Annotated in this window: 23 protein-coding genes; 13 read left to right on the plus strand and 10 right to left on the minus strand. The window is 64.7% G+C overall.

Features of this window, described 5'->3' with window-relative positions; all coding sequences use genetic code 11:
* Positions 1–8 precede the first annotated feature (8 nt).
* The 3 genes from GEV02_RS11315 to GEV02_RS11325 are packed head-to-tail and all read left to right on the plus strand — an operon-like array spanning position 9 to position 2,154.
* The gene (locus GEV02_RS11315) at positions 9–791 is read left to right on the plus strand and encodes a tetratricopeptide repeat protein (RefSeq protein ID WP_152838104.1); all 783 of its coding nucleotides are present in this window, start codon (positions 9–11) and stop codon (positions 789–791) included.
* Entirely contained in the window at positions 791–1,327 is a 537-nt protein-coding gene (locus GEV02_RS11320; RefSeq protein WP_328595787.1) for an LOG family protein, read from the plus strand. Before GEV02_RS11315 ends, GEV02_RS11320 begins: the two co-directional genes overlap by 1 nt.
* Before the next feature lie 26 nt (positions 1,328–1,353).
* Positions 1,354–2,154 (plus strand): substrate-binding periplasmic protein, encoded by an 801-nt coding sequence (locus tag GEV02_RS11325; RefSeq protein WP_152838105.1) that lies wholly within the window; start codon positions 1,354–1,356, stop codon positions 2,152–2,154.
* Between the two features lies 1 nt (position 2,155).
* Here GEV02_RS11325 and GEV02_RS11330 read toward each other — a convergent pair whose 3' ends face one another.
* On the minus strand, positions 2,156–2,665 hold the full coding sequence (locus GEV02_RS11330; protein WP_152838106.1) for a YgjP-like metallopeptidase domain-containing protein: 510 nt from the start codon (positions 2,663–2,665) through the stop codon (positions 2,156–2,158).
* A 78-nt stretch (positions 2,666–2,743) separates the two neighbouring features.
* Here GEV02_RS11330 and GEV02_RS11335 point away from each other — a divergent pair, with 78 nt between their 5' ends.
* The gene (locus GEV02_RS11335) at positions 2,744–3,094 is read left to right on the plus strand and encodes a VOC family protein (RefSeq protein ID WP_008446934.1); all 351 of its coding nucleotides are present in this window, start codon (positions 2,744–2,746) and stop codon (positions 3,092–3,094) included.
* Here GEV02_RS11335 and GEV02_RS11340 read toward each other — a convergent pair.
* The 4 genes from GEV02_RS11340 to GEV02_RS11355 form a co-directional block, all read right to left on the minus strand.
* Positions 3,091–3,456, minus strand: coding sequence for a cupin domain-containing protein (locus GEV02_RS11340; RefSeq protein WP_152838107.1), 366 nt, complete (start codon positions 3,454–3,456; stop codon positions 3,091–3,093). The genes GEV02_RS11335 and GEV02_RS11340 overlap by 4 nt on opposite strands.
* A 73-nt stretch (positions 3,457–3,529) precedes the next feature.
* A complete protein-coding gene (locus GEV02_RS11345) occupies positions 3,530–4,063 on the minus strand; it encodes a hypothetical protein (protein ID WP_152838108.1) in 534 nt (177 codons plus the stop codon).
* A gap of 2 nt (positions 4,064–4,065) precedes the next feature.
* On the minus strand, positions 4,066–4,302 hold the full coding sequence (locus GEV02_RS11350) for a hypothetical protein (RefSeq protein WP_152838109.1): 237 nt from the start codon (positions 4,300–4,302) through the stop codon (positions 4,066–4,068).
* Between the two features lie 62 nt (positions 4,303–4,364).
* Complete coding sequence (locus GEV02_RS11355; RefSeq protein ID WP_152838110.1) at positions 4,365–5,174, minus strand: helix-turn-helix domain-containing protein; 810 nt, start codon at positions 5,172–5,174, stop codon at positions 4,365–4,367.
* A gap of 129 nt (positions 5,175–5,303) precedes the next feature.
* Here GEV02_RS11355 and modA point away from each other — a divergent pair, with 129 nt between their 5' ends.
* From modA to GEV02_RS11375, 4 genes are read left to right on the plus strand one after another with little or no spacing between them, the layout of a single operon-like run.
* Complete coding sequence (gene modA / locus GEV02_RS11360; RefSeq protein WP_152838111.1) at positions 5,304–6,053, plus strand: molybdate ABC transporter substrate-binding protein; 750 nt, start codon at positions 5,304–5,306, stop codon at positions 6,051–6,053.
* Positions 6,054–6,056: 3 nt separating this feature from the next.
* A complete protein-coding gene (modB, locus tag GEV02_RS11365; RefSeq protein ID WP_328595788.1) occupies positions 6,057–6,743 on the plus strand; it encodes a molybdate ABC transporter permease subunit in 687 nt (228 codons plus the stop codon).
* A 2-nt stretch (positions 6,744–6,745) separates the two neighbouring features.
* On the plus strand, positions 6,746–7,447 hold the full coding sequence (locus GEV02_RS11370; protein ID WP_152838112.1) for an ATP-binding cassette domain-containing protein: 702 nt from the start codon (positions 6,746–6,748) through the stop codon (positions 7,445–7,447).
* On the plus strand, positions 7,437–8,249 hold the full coding sequence (locus GEV02_RS11375; RefSeq protein ID WP_152838113.1) for a TOBE domain-containing protein: 813 nt from the start codon (positions 7,437–7,439) through the stop codon (positions 8,247–8,249). The genes GEV02_RS11370 and GEV02_RS11375 overlap by 11 nt, the downstream gene beginning before the upstream one ends.
* Here GEV02_RS11375 and GEV02_RS11380 read toward each other — a convergent pair whose 3' ends face one another.
* Positions 8,250–9,047, minus strand: coding sequence for a helix-turn-helix domain-containing protein (locus GEV02_RS11380; RefSeq protein WP_152838114.1), 798 nt, complete (start codon positions 9,045–9,047; stop codon positions 8,250–8,252).
* Positions 9,048–9,144: 97 nt separating this feature from the next.
* Here GEV02_RS11380 and GEV02_RS11385 point away from each other — a divergent pair, with 97 nt between their 5' ends.
* Positions 9,145–9,969: an inositol monophosphatase family protein gene (locus GEV02_RS11385; protein ID WP_152838115.1), complete on the plus strand. Its 825-nt coding sequence runs from the start codon at positions 9,145–9,147 to the stop codon at positions 9,967–9,969.
* Positions 9,970–10,013: 44 nt separating this feature from the next.
* Here GEV02_RS11385 and GEV02_RS11390 read toward each other — a convergent pair whose 3' ends face one another.
* The 3 genes from GEV02_RS11390 to GEV02_RS11400 all read right to left on the minus strand — a co-directional run bounded on the left by GEV02_RS11390 (position 10,014) and on the right by GEV02_RS11400 (position 12,071).
* The gene (locus tag GEV02_RS11390) at positions 10,014–10,370 is read right to left on the minus strand and encodes a KGG domain-containing protein (protein WP_152838116.1); all 357 of its coding nucleotides are present in this window, start codon (positions 10,368–10,370) and stop codon (positions 10,014–10,016) included.
* Positions 10,371–10,492: 122 nt separating this feature from the next.
* Positions 10,493–10,936 (minus strand): TIGR01841 family phasin, encoded by a 444-nt coding sequence (gene phaP, locus GEV02_RS11395; protein ID WP_152838117.1) that lies wholly within the window; start codon positions 10,934–10,936, stop codon positions 10,493–10,495.
* A 106-nt stretch (positions 10,937–11,042) separates the two neighbouring features.
* Positions 11,043–12,071, minus strand: a complete 1,029-nt coding sequence (locus GEV02_RS11400) for an NADP-dependent oxidoreductase (protein WP_152838118.1) — start codon at positions 12,069–12,071, stop codon at positions 11,043–11,045.
* Between the two features lie 124 nt (positions 12,072–12,195).
* Between GEV02_RS11400 and purU the strand changes: the two genes are divergently transcribed.
* Genes purU through GEV02_RS11420 form a run of 4 tightly spaced genes read left to right on the plus strand, consistent with a single transcriptional unit; the run spans position 12,196 to position 14,588 of the window.
* Complete coding sequence (gene purU, locus GEV02_RS11405) at positions 12,196–13,065, plus strand: formyltetrahydrofolate deformylase (RefSeq protein ID WP_152838119.1); 870 nt, start codon at positions 12,196–12,198, stop codon at positions 13,063–13,065.
* A gap of 25 nt (positions 13,066–13,090) precedes the next feature.
* Complete coding sequence (locus tag GEV02_RS11410) at positions 13,091–13,633, plus strand: YaeQ family protein (protein ID WP_008446962.1); 543 nt, start codon at positions 13,091–13,093, stop codon at positions 13,631–13,633.
* 23 nt (positions 13,634–13,656) lie between these two features.
* Positions 13,657–14,097: a copper chaperone PCu(A)C gene (locus GEV02_RS11415; RefSeq protein ID WP_152838120.1), complete on the plus strand. Its 441-nt coding sequence runs from the start codon at positions 13,657–13,659 to the stop codon at positions 14,095–14,097.
* Positions 14,097–14,588 carry a YcnI family copper-binding membrane protein gene (locus GEV02_RS11420; protein WP_152838121.1) on the plus strand — a complete coding sequence of 164 codons (492 nt, stop codon included), beginning with the start codon at positions 14,097–14,099 and terminating at the stop codon, positions 14,586–14,588. The genes GEV02_RS11415 and GEV02_RS11420 overlap by 1 nt, the downstream gene beginning before the upstream one ends.
* 125 nt (positions 14,589–14,713) lie before the next feature.
* On the opposite strand, the gene GEV02_RS11425 is transcribed toward GEV02_RS11420, so the two are convergent.
* A complete protein-coding gene (locus GEV02_RS11425; RefSeq protein ID WP_152838122.1) occupies positions 14,714–16,012 on the minus strand; it encodes a Xaa-Pro dipeptidase in 1,299 nt (432 codons plus the stop codon).
* Positions 16,013–16,053 lie beyond the last annotated feature (41 nt).

A 16,053-nucleotide genomic window follows, 5' to 3' on the forward strand; every position in this document is an offset into this window, starting at 1 on the left:
AGACTGCAATGGCGTGGAACCCCTTTCCGTATCCTGATCCCGCGTATCAGTACACGGCGGCCAGCCTGGAGGCGGCCTGGCCCTTGCTGCACGGCGGCGACCGCGAACCGTTCCCCACCAATCCGCTGCTGGTGCAGGCGTGGATCGCCTTCCATGCCGGCGAGTTCGAGCGGGCCGCGCGGCTGGGGCTGGATGTCGGCGTGAACGGCTACTCGGTGGCGCACAAGGCCATCTGCATCTACGCCCACTACCTGGAACGCAGTCCGCAGAAAAAGCTGGCCACCTTCGAATGCGTGGCCGAGCGCTGCGAGCGGCAGCAGCTGGAGCAGCCGAACAATCCATCCGGCTACTACTGGCACGCCTACGCGCTGGGCCAGTATTCGCAAGGCATTTCGGTGGTCAAGGCGCTGGCGCAGGGCCTGGGCGCCAAGGTGCGCAACAGCCTGGACACGGCGATCCGCCTGGCGCCGCAGCGCGCCGACGCGCATATCGCGCTGGGCGTCTACCACGCCGAGATCCTCGACAAGGTGGGCGCCATGATCGGCGGCCTGACCTATGGCGTGAAAAAAGAAGAATGTTATAAACAGTTTGAAACCGCGATCGCGCTGACGCCGGAATCGGCGATTGCCCGCGTCCGCTATGCGCGCGCGATGATGATGTTGGAAGGTAAGAAGAAGCAGGCCGAGGCCATCGGCCTATGCGAAGTGGCCGCCCGCTGCGCCATCCACGATGCGATGGAGCGGCTCGACGTCGATGCGGCGAAACGAGAATTGGAAGAGGAAAAACAGTAGTGAAAGCGATTTGCGTATATTGCGGCGCCAATGCCGGCGTCAGCCCTGTGTATGCCGAGGCGGCCCGCGCCTTGGGCCGCGCGCTGGTGGAGAGTAATCTGTCGCTGGTCTACGGCGGCGGCAATGTGGGCCTGATGGGCATCATCGCCGACGAGGTGCTGCGCATGGGCGGCGAGGTGACGGGCGTGATCCCGACCGCGCTGGTCGAGCGCGAAGTGGGCCACACCGGCCTGACGCGCCAGTTCATCGTCAAGGACATGCACGAACGCAAGGCCATGATGGCCAGCCTGGCCGACGGCTTCATCGCCATGCCCGGCGGCATGGGCACGCTGGAAGAATTGTTCGAGATGCTGACGTGGTCGCAGCTGGGCATCCACGCCAAGCCTATCGGCCTGTTGAACGTGGACGGTTTCTATGACGGCCTGAACGGCTTCATCCAGCATGCCAGCGCGCAGGGCTTCATCCGTCCGCAGCACGCGGCGCTGATGATGTCCTCGTCCGAACCGCAGGCGTTGTTGCAGCTATTGAAGGCCTAGCCGTGGCCGGCGGGACGGCGAGGGCCATGATACTGTCCCCGCCGTCGCCATCCCGCCGCATGCTGCTTGTTGTGCTGGCCGCCACCTGTGCGGCGCAGCCGGCAGCGGCGGCGGACGCCATCACCGTGGTGGCTCCGGACTTCTGGTGTCCGTTCAGCTGCAAGGCCGGGGCGGCGCAGGAGGGATTCACCATCGACATCCTGCGGGCCATCTTCAACCCGCTGGGCCGGCCGGTCCGCTACGAAAATCTCAACTATGCCCGCGCCCTGGTGGCCGTGCGCGCGGGGCGCTACACCGCCACATCGCCCACCTACAAGGACGAGGCGCCGGATTTCATTTTCCCGTCCACACCCATCTCGCGCAACCGCTACTGCTTCTACACGGCGCCGGACAGCCGCTGGCAGTACAAGCATGCGGCCTCGCTGGCCGGGCAGCGCGTGGGCATCGTGCAGGGCTATACCTACGGCAAGGAAATCGACCAGGCCGTCGCGCAGGGGCTGGCGGCGTTCGAAATCAATTACGGTGAAGACTTGAGCTACCGGCTGGCGCGCAAGCTGATGCTGGGCCGCCTGGACAGCTTTATCGAAGATGAAAACCTGATCAGCTACACGATGGCCAGGCATGCCGATGTGCGGCTGCGGCAGGCGGGTTGCGCGCCGGTCAGCTATTCGTATTTCGCCCTGTCGCCGGCGCTGGCGGAATCCAAGGCGCTGGCCAAAGAATTCGACGAGGGCATCGCCAGGCTGCACGAGTCCGGGCAGCTGGAGCGCATCCTCAAGCCTTACGGCCTGCGCGACTGGATGGGGCAGTACCACAAGGGGCAGTGAATCAGCTCCACAGCTTGGTGCCGGTGCTGTCCAGGTGCGTCAGGTACAGGCGCAGGTCGAACTCGTACTGGTGGTAGTTCGGCTCCATGTAGGTGCACAGCTTGTAGAAAGCCTTGTCGTGCTGCTTTTCCTTCACGTGGGCCAGCTCGTGGACGGCGATCATGGTGAGGAATTCCTGCGGCACTTCCTTGAACATGGTGGCCACGCGGATCTCGTGCTTGGCCTTCAGCTTGCCGCCTTGCACGCGCGAGATCGAGGTGTGCAAACCCAGCGCGTGGTTGATGACGTGAATCTTGCTGTCGTACTCGACCTTGTTGATCGGCTCGGCGTTGCGCAAATGTTCATTTTTCAATTCTTGCACGTACTGGTAAAGTGCCTTGTCGGTACGCACGTCGTGCGCCTTGCTGTAGCGCTTGAGCAGCACTTCACCCAGCCGGTTCTGGGACAGGAGTTGCGATACTTGCTGCTGGGTTTGCTCGGAATAGGCGCTGAGGTACTTCAGGGAGGACATGTTGGGCACGGCTGGAAAGAATCGAGGCGTGAATGTACCACACCCGGCCGTCCCGCTCATTGTTGAAAGGAGATGCACATGCAGGTAACACGTATCGTCACCAATATCGCCACCGCCGACACCGAGGCGGCCAAGGCTTTTTATAGCGGCGTGCTCGGGCTGTCGGTGGTCATGGACCACGGCTGGATCGTCACGCTGGCCGGGGCGGGGGAGATGGTGCCGCAGATTAGTTTTGCGTCGGAGGGCGGATCGGGCACGCCGGTGCCGGACCTGTCGATCGAGGTGGATGACCTTGATGAGGTGCACCGCCGCCTGGTCGCCGCGCGCGTGCCGCTGGAATACGGCCCGGCCAGCGAACCCTGGGGCGTGCGGCGGCTATTCGTGCGCGATCCGTTCGGACGGCTGCTCAATATCCTGATGCACGACTAACCGAGCTGCTCCGTGATCGAGCGGGTCTTGGCGGTCATCGTGGTGCCGGTGTGCAGCGTGGCTTTTTTCTCGATCAGCATGATCAGGCATTCCTGCTCCGCCACCGGGTTGTGGCGCACGCCCTTCGGCACCACGTAGGCCTGGCCTTCGTCCAGTTCCACCGCGCCGTCTTCGAGTTCGATGCGCAGCCGGCCTTTCAGGATGAAGAACAGTTCGTCTTCGGCGTCGTGGCTGTGCCAGGCCAGCGAGCCCAGTACCTTGGCGACCTTGACGTAGCTGTCGTCCAGTTCGGCGATCACGCGCGGCGACCAGTGCTCGGACAGCGCGGCGGCGCTGGCGGCGGGGGATATGGGATGAGGCATGATGGCTCCGGTGTTGGTGGGGGAGCCGTCATTCTGGACAATTCCGCGCGCGCAGTCTTGAACGTTTGTGCGGCTAGGGGCAATCGAAGTAGTCGGGATAGTATTTGGGGCAGATATAATTTCTCGTATCCAGCGGCGGGTCGATGCGCTCCAGCGTTACGCCGGCCAGTGCCTGCTCGACCGCCTCGGCTGCGGCGACCTCCTGGTCCGCGACGTCATAACCCGTGGCCATGGATATCTTCAGCATACCGTTGCCGCACCAGATATACACTTTGATGCCCGCGATCTCGCAATGGCCCGGCTGCTGTATCCACTCAGTGCCTCGTATTAACGATGGAAATCTCGCGATGTCGGTACCGCGATACGACACGCCCGGTTCCGGCTGCGGCGGCCGTTGATCGTATTTGACCAGCGTTATGCCGAGGTCGCTCAGGCACGATTCCAGTTGCCCGATCGTGCGATACGCGAAGGCGACGTCCAGTTCATCGACGTCGCCCGCGTGTCCGCCAAAGGCCCGGAAGTAGCGGAACATCTTCAATCTGCGGGCCCAGTCGCGCAGCGTCGCTTCGGAATGCTGCTCAAATAAGTATTGCTGCCACCGGTCCATGCTCATCCCCGCAGCGAGTCGGCGACGACCCTGGCCCACTGCTCGAAGGAGTCCGCGGGCCAGTTGTTGTCCACGCGCAGGCGCGTGACGTCATAGCGCTGCGGCGCGCCGCCGAACCAGTTGTGCCATTCAACCTTGCCGTCCACCGGCACTTTCGCCAACGGCAGATCGAACTCCTTGATGATGAATTCGGTCCCGGGAGGGAAGTCCGCCAATGCGGGAACGCCTGCTGATTTCATGCTTCTCCTTTGATTAATGTTGACAGGGTAGCATTCCAACTCGGCGCACGGCGTTTCAATTGTCACTGGCGCCGGTGCAGGCGCAGCCAGCGGCCGGGCGCGATGCCGTAGGCGGCGACGAACTGGCGGGTCAGGTGCGGCTGGTCGGCAAAGCCGGCGTGGACGGCGCTGTCGGCCAGCGGCAGGCCGTTCAGCATCAGTTGGCGCGCCAGCTCCAGGCGGCGCAGCGTCACATAGCGGTGCGGACTGGTGCCGAAGTAGCGGCGGAAGTCGCGCGACAGGCTCCAGCGGTCGCGGCCGCCGGCCTGCGCCAGCTGCTCCAGCGTCAGCGGCGACAGCAGCGCGTCGTGGATGTATTCGCGGGCGCGCTGGGCGGCGAGGAAGTCGCCGCCCGGCAGGTCCGGCTGGCCCGCCACCTGGCGCAGCGCGGTGGCGATGTCGACCAGCGCGTCGTCGCGCTCCAGTGAGCCGGGCGTGGCGTCGAAGTTCGACAGCAGCCCGCGCGCCGCCTTGACCAGCCGGGTGTCGGCCGACACGCCGCCATCGATAAACGGCAGCGGCGCACCGCCCAGCACCTGTTGCAGCAGGGCCGGCGCCAGGTAGGCGATGCGGTAGTGGAAGCCGGCGTCGGTGCCGGCCTGGCCGTCGTGGACTTCGTCCGGATGCAGCACCAGCGCCTGCCCCGACAGGCTGTGCCGCATCGACGAGCGGTAGCGGAACGATTGCACACCGGCCATGGTCAGGCCGATGGCGTAGCTGTCATGGCGGTGTGGCCCGTAGGCTGCGCCCTGGAAGAAGGCTTCGACCAGGTCCACGCCCTCGGCCTGGAGGCCGCGCCGCAGCCAGTCCGTGGCGGGGCGGGAATTGCCCATGTTGACTCCTTTCATATTCCCTGTGCTGAGGACAATGTATATCACGTATATCCGGATGCATAGCGCGAGAATCCGCACCGCGCTATATAATCGGGTTTATTGCGTGTTCATTACTTAAAGGGAATAACGATGCGTGGATTGAAACTTGGCGTGGTGGCGGTACTGGTGGCGATGGGCGCGACGGCGTCGGCGGCGGAGATCACGGTGTCGGCCGCGGCCAGCCTGACCAATGCGTTCAAGGAAATCGGCGCCGCCTACGAGAAGGAGCACGCCGGCGACAAGGTGCAGTTCAACTTCGCCGCCTCCGATCCGCTGGTGCAGCAGATCGCCAAGGGCGCGCCGGTCGACGTGTTCGCCTCCGCCGACCAGGATGCGATGGACAAGGCCGACGGCCTGAAGCTGCTGGCCGCCGGCAGCCGCAAGAATTTCGCCAGCAACAGCCTGGTGCTGATTACGCCGGTCGCCGGCACCTTGCCGATCAAGGGCATCGCCGACTTGCAGCAAGCCGCCGTCACGCGCGTGACGATGGGCAATCCGGCCAGCGTGCCGGTGGGCCGCTACACCAAGCATGCGCTGGAGCAGGCCAAGCTGTGGGCCGCCGTCGAACCGAAAGCCATCTACGGCACCTCGGTGCGCCAGAGCCTGGACTACGTGGCGCGCGGCGAAGTCGACGCCGGCTTCGTCTACGCCACCGACGCCGCCGTGATGAAGGACAAGGTCAAGGTCATCGCCACCGTGCCGACCGAAACCCCGGTCAGCTACCCGATCGCCGTGATCGCGGCCGGCCCGCAAGCGGCCGCCGGCCGCCAGTTCGCCGACTACGTATTGTCGAGCAGCGGCCAGGCCATCCTGGCCAAGTACGGTTTCGGCCGCCCGTAAGCGGTGGAAGGTTTTCTCGCCGAACCGGCATGGATCGCGCTGCGGCTGTCGCTGAAGGTGGCGTGCTGGGCGACCCTGCTGGATCTGGTGTTCGGCGTGGCGCTGGGCTATCTGCTGGCGCGCAAGCGCTTCCCGGGGCGCGAGCTGCTGGACGCGCTGCTGACCTTGCCGATGGTGATGCCGCCCACCGTGCTCGGCTACTACCTGCTGGTGGTGATCGGCCGTCACGGTCCGCTCGGCGCGTGGTTGCAGCAGATGTTCGGCATCAATCTGATTTTCACCTGGCAGGCGGCGGTGATCGCGGCGGCCGTGGTGGCGTTTCCGCTGGTGCTCAAGGGCGCGCGGGCGGCGTTTGAAACGGTCGACACGCAGCTGGAGCAGGCCGCCAGGGTGCTGGGCATTTCGCCGTTCGGCGTGTTCCTGCGCGTGACGCTGCCGCTGGCCTGGCGCGGCGTGCTGGGCGGCACCTTGCTGGCGTTCGCGCGCTCGATGGGCGAGTTCGGCGCGACGCTGATGGTGGCCGGCAGCATTCCCGGCAAGACGCAGACGCTGTCGATCGCCGTGTACGAAGCCGTGCAGGCAGGGCAGGACGATACCGCCAACCTGCTGGTGTTGATTACTTCCGTGGTCTGCATCGTCGTGCTGGTCGCGGCGAACAAGCTCACGCCCAACCGCAATCCGCAGGCTTGACCATGCAAATACAGATCGACATCACCAAGACCCTGCGCTCCGGCGCGCGGACCTTCGCGCTGCGCGCGCGGCTGGTGTCGGCCAGCCAGCGCATCGTCGTCTACGGCCCGTCCGGCGCCGGCAAGAGCATGCTGCTGAAGGCGGTGGCCGGGTTGATGACGCCCGACCGCGGCCGCATCGAAGTGGCGGGCCGCTGCCTGTTCGACAGCGCTGACGGCATCAACCTGCCGCCGCAACGGCGCCAGCTGGCCTATCTGTTCCAGGACTACGCGCTGTTCCCCCATTTGAACGTGCGGCAGAACATCGCCTTCGGCCTGCAGCGCGGCTGGCGCAATCCGCTGGCGCGTGTGGATGGCGAGGCTGTGCGCTACTGGCTGCAGGCTTTCGAGCTGGAGCATGTGGCGCAGCAGTTGCCGCATCAATTGTCCGGCGGCCAGCGGCAGCGGGTGGCGCTGGCGCGCGCGCTGGCGCCCGAACCGGCGGCGCTGCTGCTGGACGAGCCGTTCGCGGCGCTGGACCCGGCGCTGCGCCAGCGCATGCGCGCCGAGCTGGACACGCTGCAATCCCGGCTTGGCATACCGATGATACTGATCACCCACGATCCCGACGATGTGAGCGCCTTCGGCGACCATGTGCTGCGCATGGAAAATGGTAGCATGGCCGACATCGAAAATCTGGAGCTTGTGGAACGCAATGAAGCCTGAAGAAAACGCAATGGAGTTGCAGGGCAATGTATGGCTGACCGTCGGCGGTCAGAAGCTGGGCGGCCAGGACCGCATGGCGCTGCTGGCGGCCATCGCCGAACACGGTTCGATCACGGCGGCGGCCAAGGCCGTCGGCATGAGCTACAAGGGCGCGTGGGACGCGATCGAGGCGATGAACAACCTGGCCGGCGAGCCGCTGCTGGAGCGCCTGGCCGGCGGCAAGGGCGGCGGCGGCACGCGCCTGACCGCGCGCGGCGCGCAGCTGGTGGAAAATTTCCGCAAGATCGATGAGGAGCACCGCAAGTTCGTGGCGCACCTGAGCAGCCAGTCGCACGCGCTGGCCGACGATTTTCTGTTGATACAAAGGATGAAGATGAAGACCAGCGCGCGCAACCAGTTCAGCGGCAAGGTCGTGGACTTGAAAGAGGGCGCGGTGAACGATGAGGTGACGCTGGAAATCGTCGGCGGCCAGCACATCGTCGCCACCATCACGCGCGACAGCTGCGACAGCCTGAGCCTGGTCGTCGGCGCCGAAGCGTTCGCGCTGGTCAAGGCGTCGTCGGTGATCGTGGTGACGGAGCTGGGCAATGCCCGGCTGTCGGCGCGCAATCAGCTGATCGGCAAGATCACGCGGGTGCAGGAGGGCGCCGTCAATACCGAGGTCAGCATCGAGCTGCCGGGCGGCGGCACGATCGCCGCCATCATCACCCGCGAAAGCGGTGTCAAGCTGGAGCTGGCGGTGGGCATGGAGGCCACCGCGATCTTCAAGGCGTCCAGCGTCATCCTCGGCACGCCGGCCTGATTACGCGTCCTGCTGGGCGAAGCGCGCCGGCGTGGTGCCCAGGATGCGGCGGAACAGCGCGATGAAACTGCTGACGCTGTCATAGCCCAGGCTCAGCGCCACCGTCGTCACCGAGGCGCCGCCGTTCAGCAATTCCATCCCCTTTTGCAGCCGCGCCACCTGGCGCCATTCCACCAGCGACATGCCGGTCTGGTGGCGGAAGTGGCGCGTCAGGCTGCGGCGCGACCAGCCCAGCTTGCCGGCCCAGTCGTCGAGGTCGGTTTCATCGGCGGGGTTTTCCGCGATTTCCGTCGCCATCTCCTGCAGCCTTGGATGGCTGGGCATAATCAGGTGCAGCGGCTCTTCCTCCGCCATGCGCATTTCGTCGAGAAACACTGTCATCAGGCGCAGCCCGGCGGCGTCGGCCGGCATGCCGCCGGGCCAGGACGACATGCGCTCCAGCAGCGATACCGCCAGCGGCGACATCGACATCACCCGCGACTGCGCCGGCAGCTCCGTGCACAGCGACGGCGCCAGGTGGACGGTGTAGCCGGCCAGCCCGGGCTTGATCGAGTTGCCGTGGGCGCTGGCGCCGTGCGGCATATTCGGCGGTATCCAGCCGAGCCTGCCGCGTGGCAGCACCTGGCGCACGTCGCCCGCCTCGATCACGATCAGGCCCTGCAGCGGGATGTACATCTGGCCTTCCGGATGATGGTGGACGTTCTTGATGCTGCTGGCGTTGCCGTCGGCGTGCTGCGCGGACACCAGGATGGGCATCTCGTCCGTCAGCCGCCTGTCGCCGTAGTAATTGTTACCCATAGTTTGGCCCGATTGCGATATCACTTGTCTGCCGCCAGTTAGTGAAGTTGTCGAATAACTGGCAATCTATGGCTTTAGTTTATAACAAGGAATCAGCATGACTGCAATCGATACGGAAGAAGTCCTGGCGCTGCTGCGCGAGGCCGGTGCCGATTTGTGCGAGACCTTTTGGCGTAGCGAACCGGTGATCGAGGCGGACGAGATGGTGGAGGCATTCCGCCGCATCGACGGCCCCGCCAACGCCGGCCTGAAGCGGGCGCTGGCCCGGCTGTATCCGGCCATCGGCTGGATGGAGGATGAACTGGGCGGCACCGAGGCGGAAGACGCCGAGACCGCCGCCATGGCCGAGCGCGGCGAGTACTGGATCTGCGACGCCATCGACGGCGCCGTGCAGTTCCTGCGCGCGATTCCGAATTGGTCGATGTCGCTGACGCTGATGCGCGAAGGCGTGCCGGCCTTCGCCGCCATCTTCGACGCGGTGCATGACGAGATGTTCCATGCATCATGGGGCAAGGGTGCTTTCCGCAATGGCGAGCGCATCCGCGTCAACGGCCGCAGCGCCCACTACCAGGGCATGTTCGCTACCAGCCAGCCGCCATTTGCCGGCCGCGACCCGCGCGCGGTGCGCCAGGCCGGCGTCGCGCTGAGCGCCATGCTGCCGGATGTGGTGGCCGTGCGCAACCTCAGTGCGACCTCGCTGCAACTGGCCTATGTGGCGTGCGGCCGCATCGACGGATTCTGGGAATTCGGCGACGACGGCTTCAATTCCATAGGCGGCGCGCTGCTGGTGCGCGAGGCGGGCGGACTGGCGACGCAGATCGACGGCAAGCCCTACCAGCTGGGCTCGCCCCACATCGCCGCAGCGTCGCCCGGCGCGCATGCCTCCATGCTGCTGCGCTTGCAGGAGGCGCTGGAGGCATAGGCGGGCGGCAGGGCTACGGCTGATGGCCGCTCAGTACTCAGTGCTCAGCGTTCGGCAGTTTTGCCGCCTTGCTGGCTGCCTCCCTTGGCGGATTGTTCGGACCCGGCTGCGCGCGCGGCAGCGTTTTTCTCGGCATTGGCGCGGGCCGCGGATTGCCGGCTTTCCCCGCCTTTGCGGCCGATCTGCGCCATGTGTTCGCGGTCGCGGCTGACCGCCTCGCCGCCTTTCTGGCCGGCGCGGCGCGCTTCTTCCGAATCGAATTCATGGGCCGTGCCCTTTTGATGCGCGGCCTGTCCGCCCTTGCTGGCAATGGCGCGTTGGGTTGCCTCGTCCATCGCCGCGAAGCCGCGTTTGGCCGTGCCCTTGGGCTTGGCTTGATCGTTACCTGAATTACTGGCCATAAAACCTCCTCATGAGTGTTATGAAATTCCGTCAGGGTTCCCAGGGCAGCCCGCCGTGAAGCCGGCTGCTCTGTGTGGTTAGAGGTGCAAGGTTGACGGAAGTTCCACGAACGTCGAGTCGGTCAATGACGCAGCTGGCTGGCCATCTGGTACTTGGACATGTGCTCGGCGGCGCGAGCGGTCTGTTCGGAGGCGGTATGCATGAATTCCTCCGCCATTTCGGTGGCGGCGCGGCGCACCGCCGGCATGTGGGTGGCGGCCGTTTGCGCCATGCTGGAGTTGGCGCGGCTGAGCAGTTCGGCCAGGTGCTGCTGGTAGTTTTGCAGCGCGGCTGCACCCGGCGCCAGTTGCGCGCTGAAGGCTGCGCCCAGTTGCGAGGCATCCTTGCTGGCCATCAGCCGTTGGGTGTTGTTGCCGATTTCAGCGATGAGGTCGCGGCCCAGTTGCATGTTCAGTTCGCTCAAGCTTTGCAGGGCTTCGAGCGTGCGCTGGGGCAGGTCGGTGGTCAGCGTAATCAGGATGTCGATGTGCGATTGGATCGCGGGGGTGATGAGTTGCGGGAGCATGGGTCTTCCTCGTCGTGATTCTTCAATGAAAAACGCCGGGCTTGCGGCCCGGCGGTGTGTGCAGCAGAAGAATAGACGCGGCGTGTGCCGGAAAGTTCCCTGAAATTTATTCGGTGGCCACCTGCAGCACCAGCTTGCCGAAGTTCTTCCCTTCGAACAGCATGTTCAAGGCTTGCGGGAACTGCTCCAGGCCCTGCACGATGTCTTCCTTGCTCTTGACCTTGCCTTCCTTCATCCACTGGCCCAGCGCGGCGATGCCCAGGTGGTAGCGGTCGGCGTAGTCGAACACGACGATGCCTTCCATGCGCGCGCGGTTGACCAGCAGCGACAGGTAGTTGGCCGGACCCTTGACCGGCGTGGTGTTGTTGTACTGCGAGATGGCGCCGCAGATGACGATGCGCGCCTTCATGTTGATGCGGGTGAGCACGGTGTCGAGGATGTCGCCGCCGACGTTGTCGAAGTAGACGTCGACGCCGTTCGGGCAGTGTTCCTTCAGGCCATCCTTGACCGAGCCGCCCTTGTAGTCGATGCAGGCGTCGAAGCCCAGCTGGTTGACGACGAAGTCGCACTTGTCCTTGCCGCCGGCGATGCCGACCACGCGGCAGCCCAGCTGCCTGGCCACCTGGCCGACGGTCTGGCCGACTGCGCCGGCCGCGCCGGACACCACCACGGTCTCGCCGGCTTTTGGCTGGCCCGATTCGATCAGGCCGAAGTAGGCCGTCATGCCGGGCATGCCCAGCGTGTTGAGGTAGGTGGGCAGCGGCGCCAGTTTGGCGTCGACCTTGCGGAAGCCGTGGCGCTTGTCGCCGGCCGGGCCGACCCAGTAGCGCTGCACGCCGGTGCCGCCCTGCACGTGGTCGCCGACCGCGAAGTCCGGCGATTTCGACGCCACCACCACGCCGACGCCGCCGGCCCGCATCACCTCGCCGATGCCGACCGGCGGAATGTAGGATTTGCCTTCGTTCATCCAGCCGCGCATGGCCGGATCGAGCGACAGGTACAACACTTTGACGACGACTTCGCCGTCGGCCGGCTCGCGCACCGGTTCGCTGACCTGCTGCCAGTCGCTGTCCTTGACCATGCCCACCGGACGGGCTGCCAGGCGGAATTGAAGATTTGTCTCGTTGATAGTCATTTTGTATCCTCAAAGAAGAGTGTGACGGCCAATATAGCTTAAATTGAACGAGCGTGCTATTTTTACGGATGGTGGCCAGCCGTGCGACAATACCGGCCTTGTTAGACCTATAACGATGGTGGATATGAGCAATCCCGAATACATTTTGACACTCTCTTGCCTGGATCAGCGCGGAATCGTTCATCGCGTGTCGGGTTTCCTTGCCGAGCACGGCTGCAACATCATCGACTCGGCCCAGTTCGGCGACAGCGAATCGAAGCTGTTCTTCATGCGCGTGCATTTCGCGCTGGAAGACCGCAACATGAACGACGACCTGCTGCGCGCCGACTTCAGCCTGCTGGGCGCGGACATGAAGCTGGACTGGGAGCTGCGCGACGCCCACTACAAGCCGCGCGTGATGCTGATGGTGTCGAAGATCGGCCACTGCCTCAACGACTTGCTGTTCCGCTACAAGAGCGGGCTGCTGCCGGTGGAAATTCCGGCCATCGTGTCCAACCACATGGACTTTTACCAGCTGGCCGCCAGCTACAATATTCCGTTCCACCACCTGCCGCTGGCCACCGGCGCATCGCAGGAAGCCAAGCTGGCGCAGGAAGCCAAGGTCATCGAGCTGATGAACTCGCACAACATCGACCTGGTCGTGCTGGCGCGTTACATGCAGATCCTGTCGCCTGGCTTGTGCACGGCGCTGAAAGGGAAGGCGATCAATATTCACCATTCCTTCCTGCCGAGCTTCAAGGGCGCCAAGCCGTATGCGCAGGCGCATCACCGTGGCGTCAAGCTGATCGGCGCCACCGCCCACTTCGTCACCGGCGATCTGGATGAAGGTCCGATCATCGAGCAGGATGTCGAGCGCGTCGATCATTCGATGGATGCCGAGACGCTGTCGGCCATCGGCCGCGATGTCGAGTGCGTGGTGCTGGCGCGCGCCGTGAAATGGTTTGTCGAACACCGCATTTTGCAGAACGGCGACAAGACTGTCGTCTTCAAATAAATATAGAAATTAAAGAGATTCACCGATGGCCCTCAAAGCAACAATTTACAAAGCCGACTTGCAGATCGCGGACATGGACCGCAACTTCTACGAGACCCAGTCGCTGACCCTGGCGCGTCACCCGTCCGAAACCGACGAGCGCATGATGGTGCGCCTGATCGCCTTCGCGATCCACGCCAACGAAGCGCTGACGTTCACCAAGGGCCTGTTCGATGTCGAAGAACCGGACCTGTGGCAGAAGGACCTGACCGGCGCGATCCAGCTGTGGATCGAAGTGGGCCAGCCGGACGAGAAGGTGATCCTGAAGGCCAGCGGCCGTTCGGAACATGTGTATGTCTATAGCTATGCGGCCACCAGCCACATCTGGTGGAAGGCCTTGGCCAACAAGGTCGAGCGCTGCAAGAACCTGACCGTGATTAATCTGGACGCCGACGCCACCGAGCAGCTGTCCAAGATGGCCCAGCGCAGCATGCAGCTGCAATGCACGATCCAGGACGGCCAGATCTGGCTGACCGACGGCACGACCACGGTGGAAGTTGGCCGCGAAACCTTCAAGGGCGAGCGCTGATCCAAGGTTGCTATAATCGGTCGATGAAAAAAATCCTCTACGCATTGCTGCTGGCGGCGCCGCTGGCCTCGGCCCAGGTCGAAGTACGCGACGCCTGGATACGCGCCACCGTGCCGTCGGCCAAGTCCACCGGCGTGTTCATGCAGCTCAAGTCCACGCAGGGCGGGCAGCTGGTGGAGGTGCGCTCCAGCGTGGCGGGCGTGGCGGAGATCCATCACATGCAGATGGATGGCCAGATGATGAAGATGCACGCCGTGCCGTCGCTGGATTTGCCTGCCGGGCAGACGGTGGACCTGGCGTCCGGCGGCTATCACGTGATGCTGATGGATTTGAAGCGGCAGTTGAAGGAAGGCGAGACCGTGCCGGTCACGCTGGTGATACGCAAGAAGGGCAAGCAGACTGAAACCATCGCCGTCGATGTGACGGTCAAACCGTTGACGTACACACCACCGAAAGGGCAGTGATGAAAACGACTTCCTCCATGCTGGCGCTGGTTTTCTCTGCTGCGATGCTGGCGCCTGCGGCGCAGGCGCATGTGACGCTGGAACAAAGCACCGGCCTGGCGGGCAGTTTTCAGAAGCTGACCTTCCGCGTCGGCCACGGTTGCGATGGCACGGCCACCAAGGGTTTGACGGTGTCGCTGCCTGAAGGCGCGAGCAACGCCAAGCCCATGCTCAAGGCCGGCTGGAAGATCAACGTCGGCACCAGTGGCGGCGTGCAGGAAATCAGCTGGAAGGGCGGCCCGCTGCCGGACGCCTACTTCGACGAGTTCGTCGTGCAGGTCAAGCTGACCGCGCAGCCGGGCAAGCTGTACTTCCGCGTCGTGCAGCAGTGCGACAAGGTCAGCGTGGCCTGGGACGAGATTCCCGGCGACAGCGCCGTCAAACTGAAGGCGCCGGCGCCGGTGCTGGAAGTGCTGCCTGCGCCGGCCGGTACGCCACTGCACCAGCACTGAGCCAGCCGGCGCCGGCAGTAGCCCAGTCGTTCCCGCGCAGGCGGGAACCCATAGAACGTCTCAAAGGCCGGCTCCGCATGGATTCCCGCTTGCGCGGGAATGACGGCGGCATGTTGTCGCGACAATTATTTATTGACGACCGCGCCGCCTTTCATCACCCACTGGACGCTTTCCAGCGTCTTCACATCCTTCAGCGGTTCGCCATCGACGGCGATCAGGTCGGCGAACTTGCCGGCCTCGATGGTGCCGACCCGGTCGGTCCAGCCCAGCAGTTCGCTGGCGTTGACGGTGGCCGTGCGGATCGCCTGGATCGGCGTCATGCCCAATTTAACCAGCACGCCAAACTCGCGCGCGTTCAGGCCGTGCGGATAGACGGCGGCGTCGGTGCCGAAGGCGATCGGCACGCCGGCCTTGATGGCGCGGCCGATGTTCACGCGCGCGGTCGGCAGCACCACCTTGGCTTTTTCCAGCAGCGGCTTGGGCAGCTTGATCGCTTCGGCGTTCTCGATCAGCCAGTCGCCCAGGTAGAGCGTGGGCACCAGCCAGGTCTTGTGTTCCTTCATCAGCTTGATGCCTTCGTCGTCGATGTAGGAACCGTGTTCGATCGAATCGATGCCGGCCAGCACCGCCAGCTTGATGCCATCGCCGCCGTGCGCGTGGGCGGCGGTTTTGCGGCCGAGGCGGTGGGCGTCGCTGATGATGGCCTTCAATTCTTCCAGCGTGTATTGCGAGGTGCGCGGGTCGTCGCCGAAGGACAGCACGCCGCCGGTGGCGCAGATCTTGATGACGTCGGCGCCGTACTTGATGTTGCGGCGCGTGACCTTGAGCGCTTCGTCGACACCGTCGGCCACGCCGAGGGCGGTGAGCTTGTATTCGGGGGCGTGCATGGTGTCGTCGCAGTGGCCGCCGGTGATGCTCAGCGGCGGGCCGGAGGCGGCCATGCGCGGGCCGGGCACGTCGCCGTCGTTGATGGCGTCGCGCAGGCCGATGTCGGTATAGGCGTTGGCGCCGACGTCGCGCACGGTGGTGAAGCCGGCCTGCAGCGTCAGGCGGGCGTTCTTGGCGCCGGTCAGCGTGGCGCGCGGCACCGATTTGGCGACCACGGAATAGCCGGAATCCTGCGGGTCGTTGGTCAGGTGGGTGTGCATGTCGATCAGGCCGGGCAGCAGGGTCTTGTTGCCGAGGTCGATGACCTGGGCGCCGGCCGGGATCGCCAGTTTGCTGCCGGCGGCGGTGATGCGTTCGCCGCTGATGAGCACCACGGCGTTGTCGATCAGCGCGCCGCTGCGCACGTCGAGCATGTGGGCGGCTTTGACGGCGGTGATGGTGGGCGGGGCGGTGTCGGCGGCGCCGGCGGTGGAGCAGGCCAGCAGCAATAGCGGCAGCGCGAAGGCGCGGCGGATGGACATGGCGATGACGTTCAAGCGGATCTCCTTGTTGTGGTTGTTGTGGTCGCGCCGGATTG

Source organism: Rugamonas aquatica (genome assembly GCF_009380215.1).
Taxonomy (GTDB): Bacteria; Pseudomonadota; Gammaproteobacteria; order Burkholderiales; family Burkholderiaceae_D; genus Rugamonas; species Rugamonas aquatica_B.

Coding starts and splice junctions, on each gene's coding strand:
- GEV02_RS11315 (WP_152838104.1), top strand. CDS start 9: ATGGCGTGGAACCCCTTTCCGTATCCTGATCCCGCGTATCAGTACACG.
- GEV02_RS11410 (WP_008446962.1), top strand. CDS start 13,091: ATGGCCCTCAAAGCAACAATTTACAAAGCCGACTTGCAGATCGCGGAC.
- GEV02_RS11375 (WP_152838113.1), top strand. CDS start 7,437: ATGAAGCCTGAAGAAAACGCAATGGAGTTGCAGGGCAATGTATGGCTG.
- GEV02_RS11370 (WP_152838112.1), top strand. CDS start 6,746: ATGCAAATACAGATCGACATCACCAAGACCCTGCGCTCCGGCGCGCGG.
- GEV02_RS11340 (WP_152838107.1), bottom strand. CDS start 3,456: ATGCCTCATCCCATATCCCCCGCCGCCAGCGCCGCCGCGCTGTCCGAG.
- purU (WP_152838119.1), top strand. CDS start 12,196: ATGAGCAATCCCGAATACATTTTGACACTCTCTTGCCTGGATCAGCGC.
- GEV02_RS11385 (WP_152838115.1), top strand. CDS start 9,145: ATGACTGCAATCGATACGGAAGAAGTCCTGGCGCTGCTGCGCGAGGCC.
- GEV02_RS11330 (WP_152838106.1), bottom strand. CDS start 2,665: ATGTCCTCCCTGAAGTACCTCAGCGCCTATTCCGAGCAAACCCAGCAG.
- modA (WP_152838111.1), top strand. CDS start 5,304: ATGCGTGGATTGAAACTTGGCGTGGTGGCGGTACTGGTGGCGATGGGC.
- phaP (WP_152838117.1), bottom strand. CDS start 10,936: ATGCTCCCGCAACTCATCACCCCCGCGATCCAATCGCACATCGACATC.
- GEV02_RS11350 (WP_152838109.1), bottom strand. CDS start 4,302: ATGAAATCAGCAGGCGTTCCCGCATTGGCGGACTTCCCTCCCGGGACC.
- GEV02_RS11380 (WP_152838114.1), bottom strand. CDS start 9,047: ATGGGTAACAATTACTACGGCGACAGGCGGCTGACGGACGAGATGCCC.
- GEV02_RS11335 (WP_008446934.1), top strand. CDS start 2,744: ATGCAGGTAACACGTATCGTCACCAATATCGCCACCGCCGACACCGAG.
- GEV02_RS11390 (WP_152838116.1), bottom strand. CDS start 10,370: ATGGCCAGTAATTCAGGTAACGATCAAGCCAAGCCCAAGGGCACGGCC.
- GEV02_RS11400 (WP_152838118.1), bottom strand. CDS start 12,071: ATGACTATCAACGAGACAAATCTTCAATTCCGCCTGGCAGCCCGTCCG.
- GEV02_RS11325 (WP_152838105.1), top strand. CDS start 1,354: ATGATACTGTCCCCGCCGTCGCCATCCCGCCGCATGCTGCTTGTTGTG.
- GEV02_RS11345 (WP_152838108.1), bottom strand. CDS start 4,063: ATGGACCGGTGGCAGCAATACTTATTTGAGCAGCATTCCGAAGCGACG.
- GEV02_RS11355 (WP_152838110.1), bottom strand. CDS start 5,174: ATGGGCAATTCCCGCCCCGCCACGGACTGGCTGCGGCGCGGCCTCCAG.
- GEV02_RS11420 (WP_152838121.1), top strand. CDS start 14,097: ATGAAAACGACTTCCTCCATGCTGGCGCTGGTTTTCTCTGCTGCGATG.
- GEV02_RS11415 (WP_152838120.1), top strand. CDS start 13,657: ATGAAAAAAATCCTCTACGCATTGCTGCTGGCGGCGCCGCTGGCCTCG.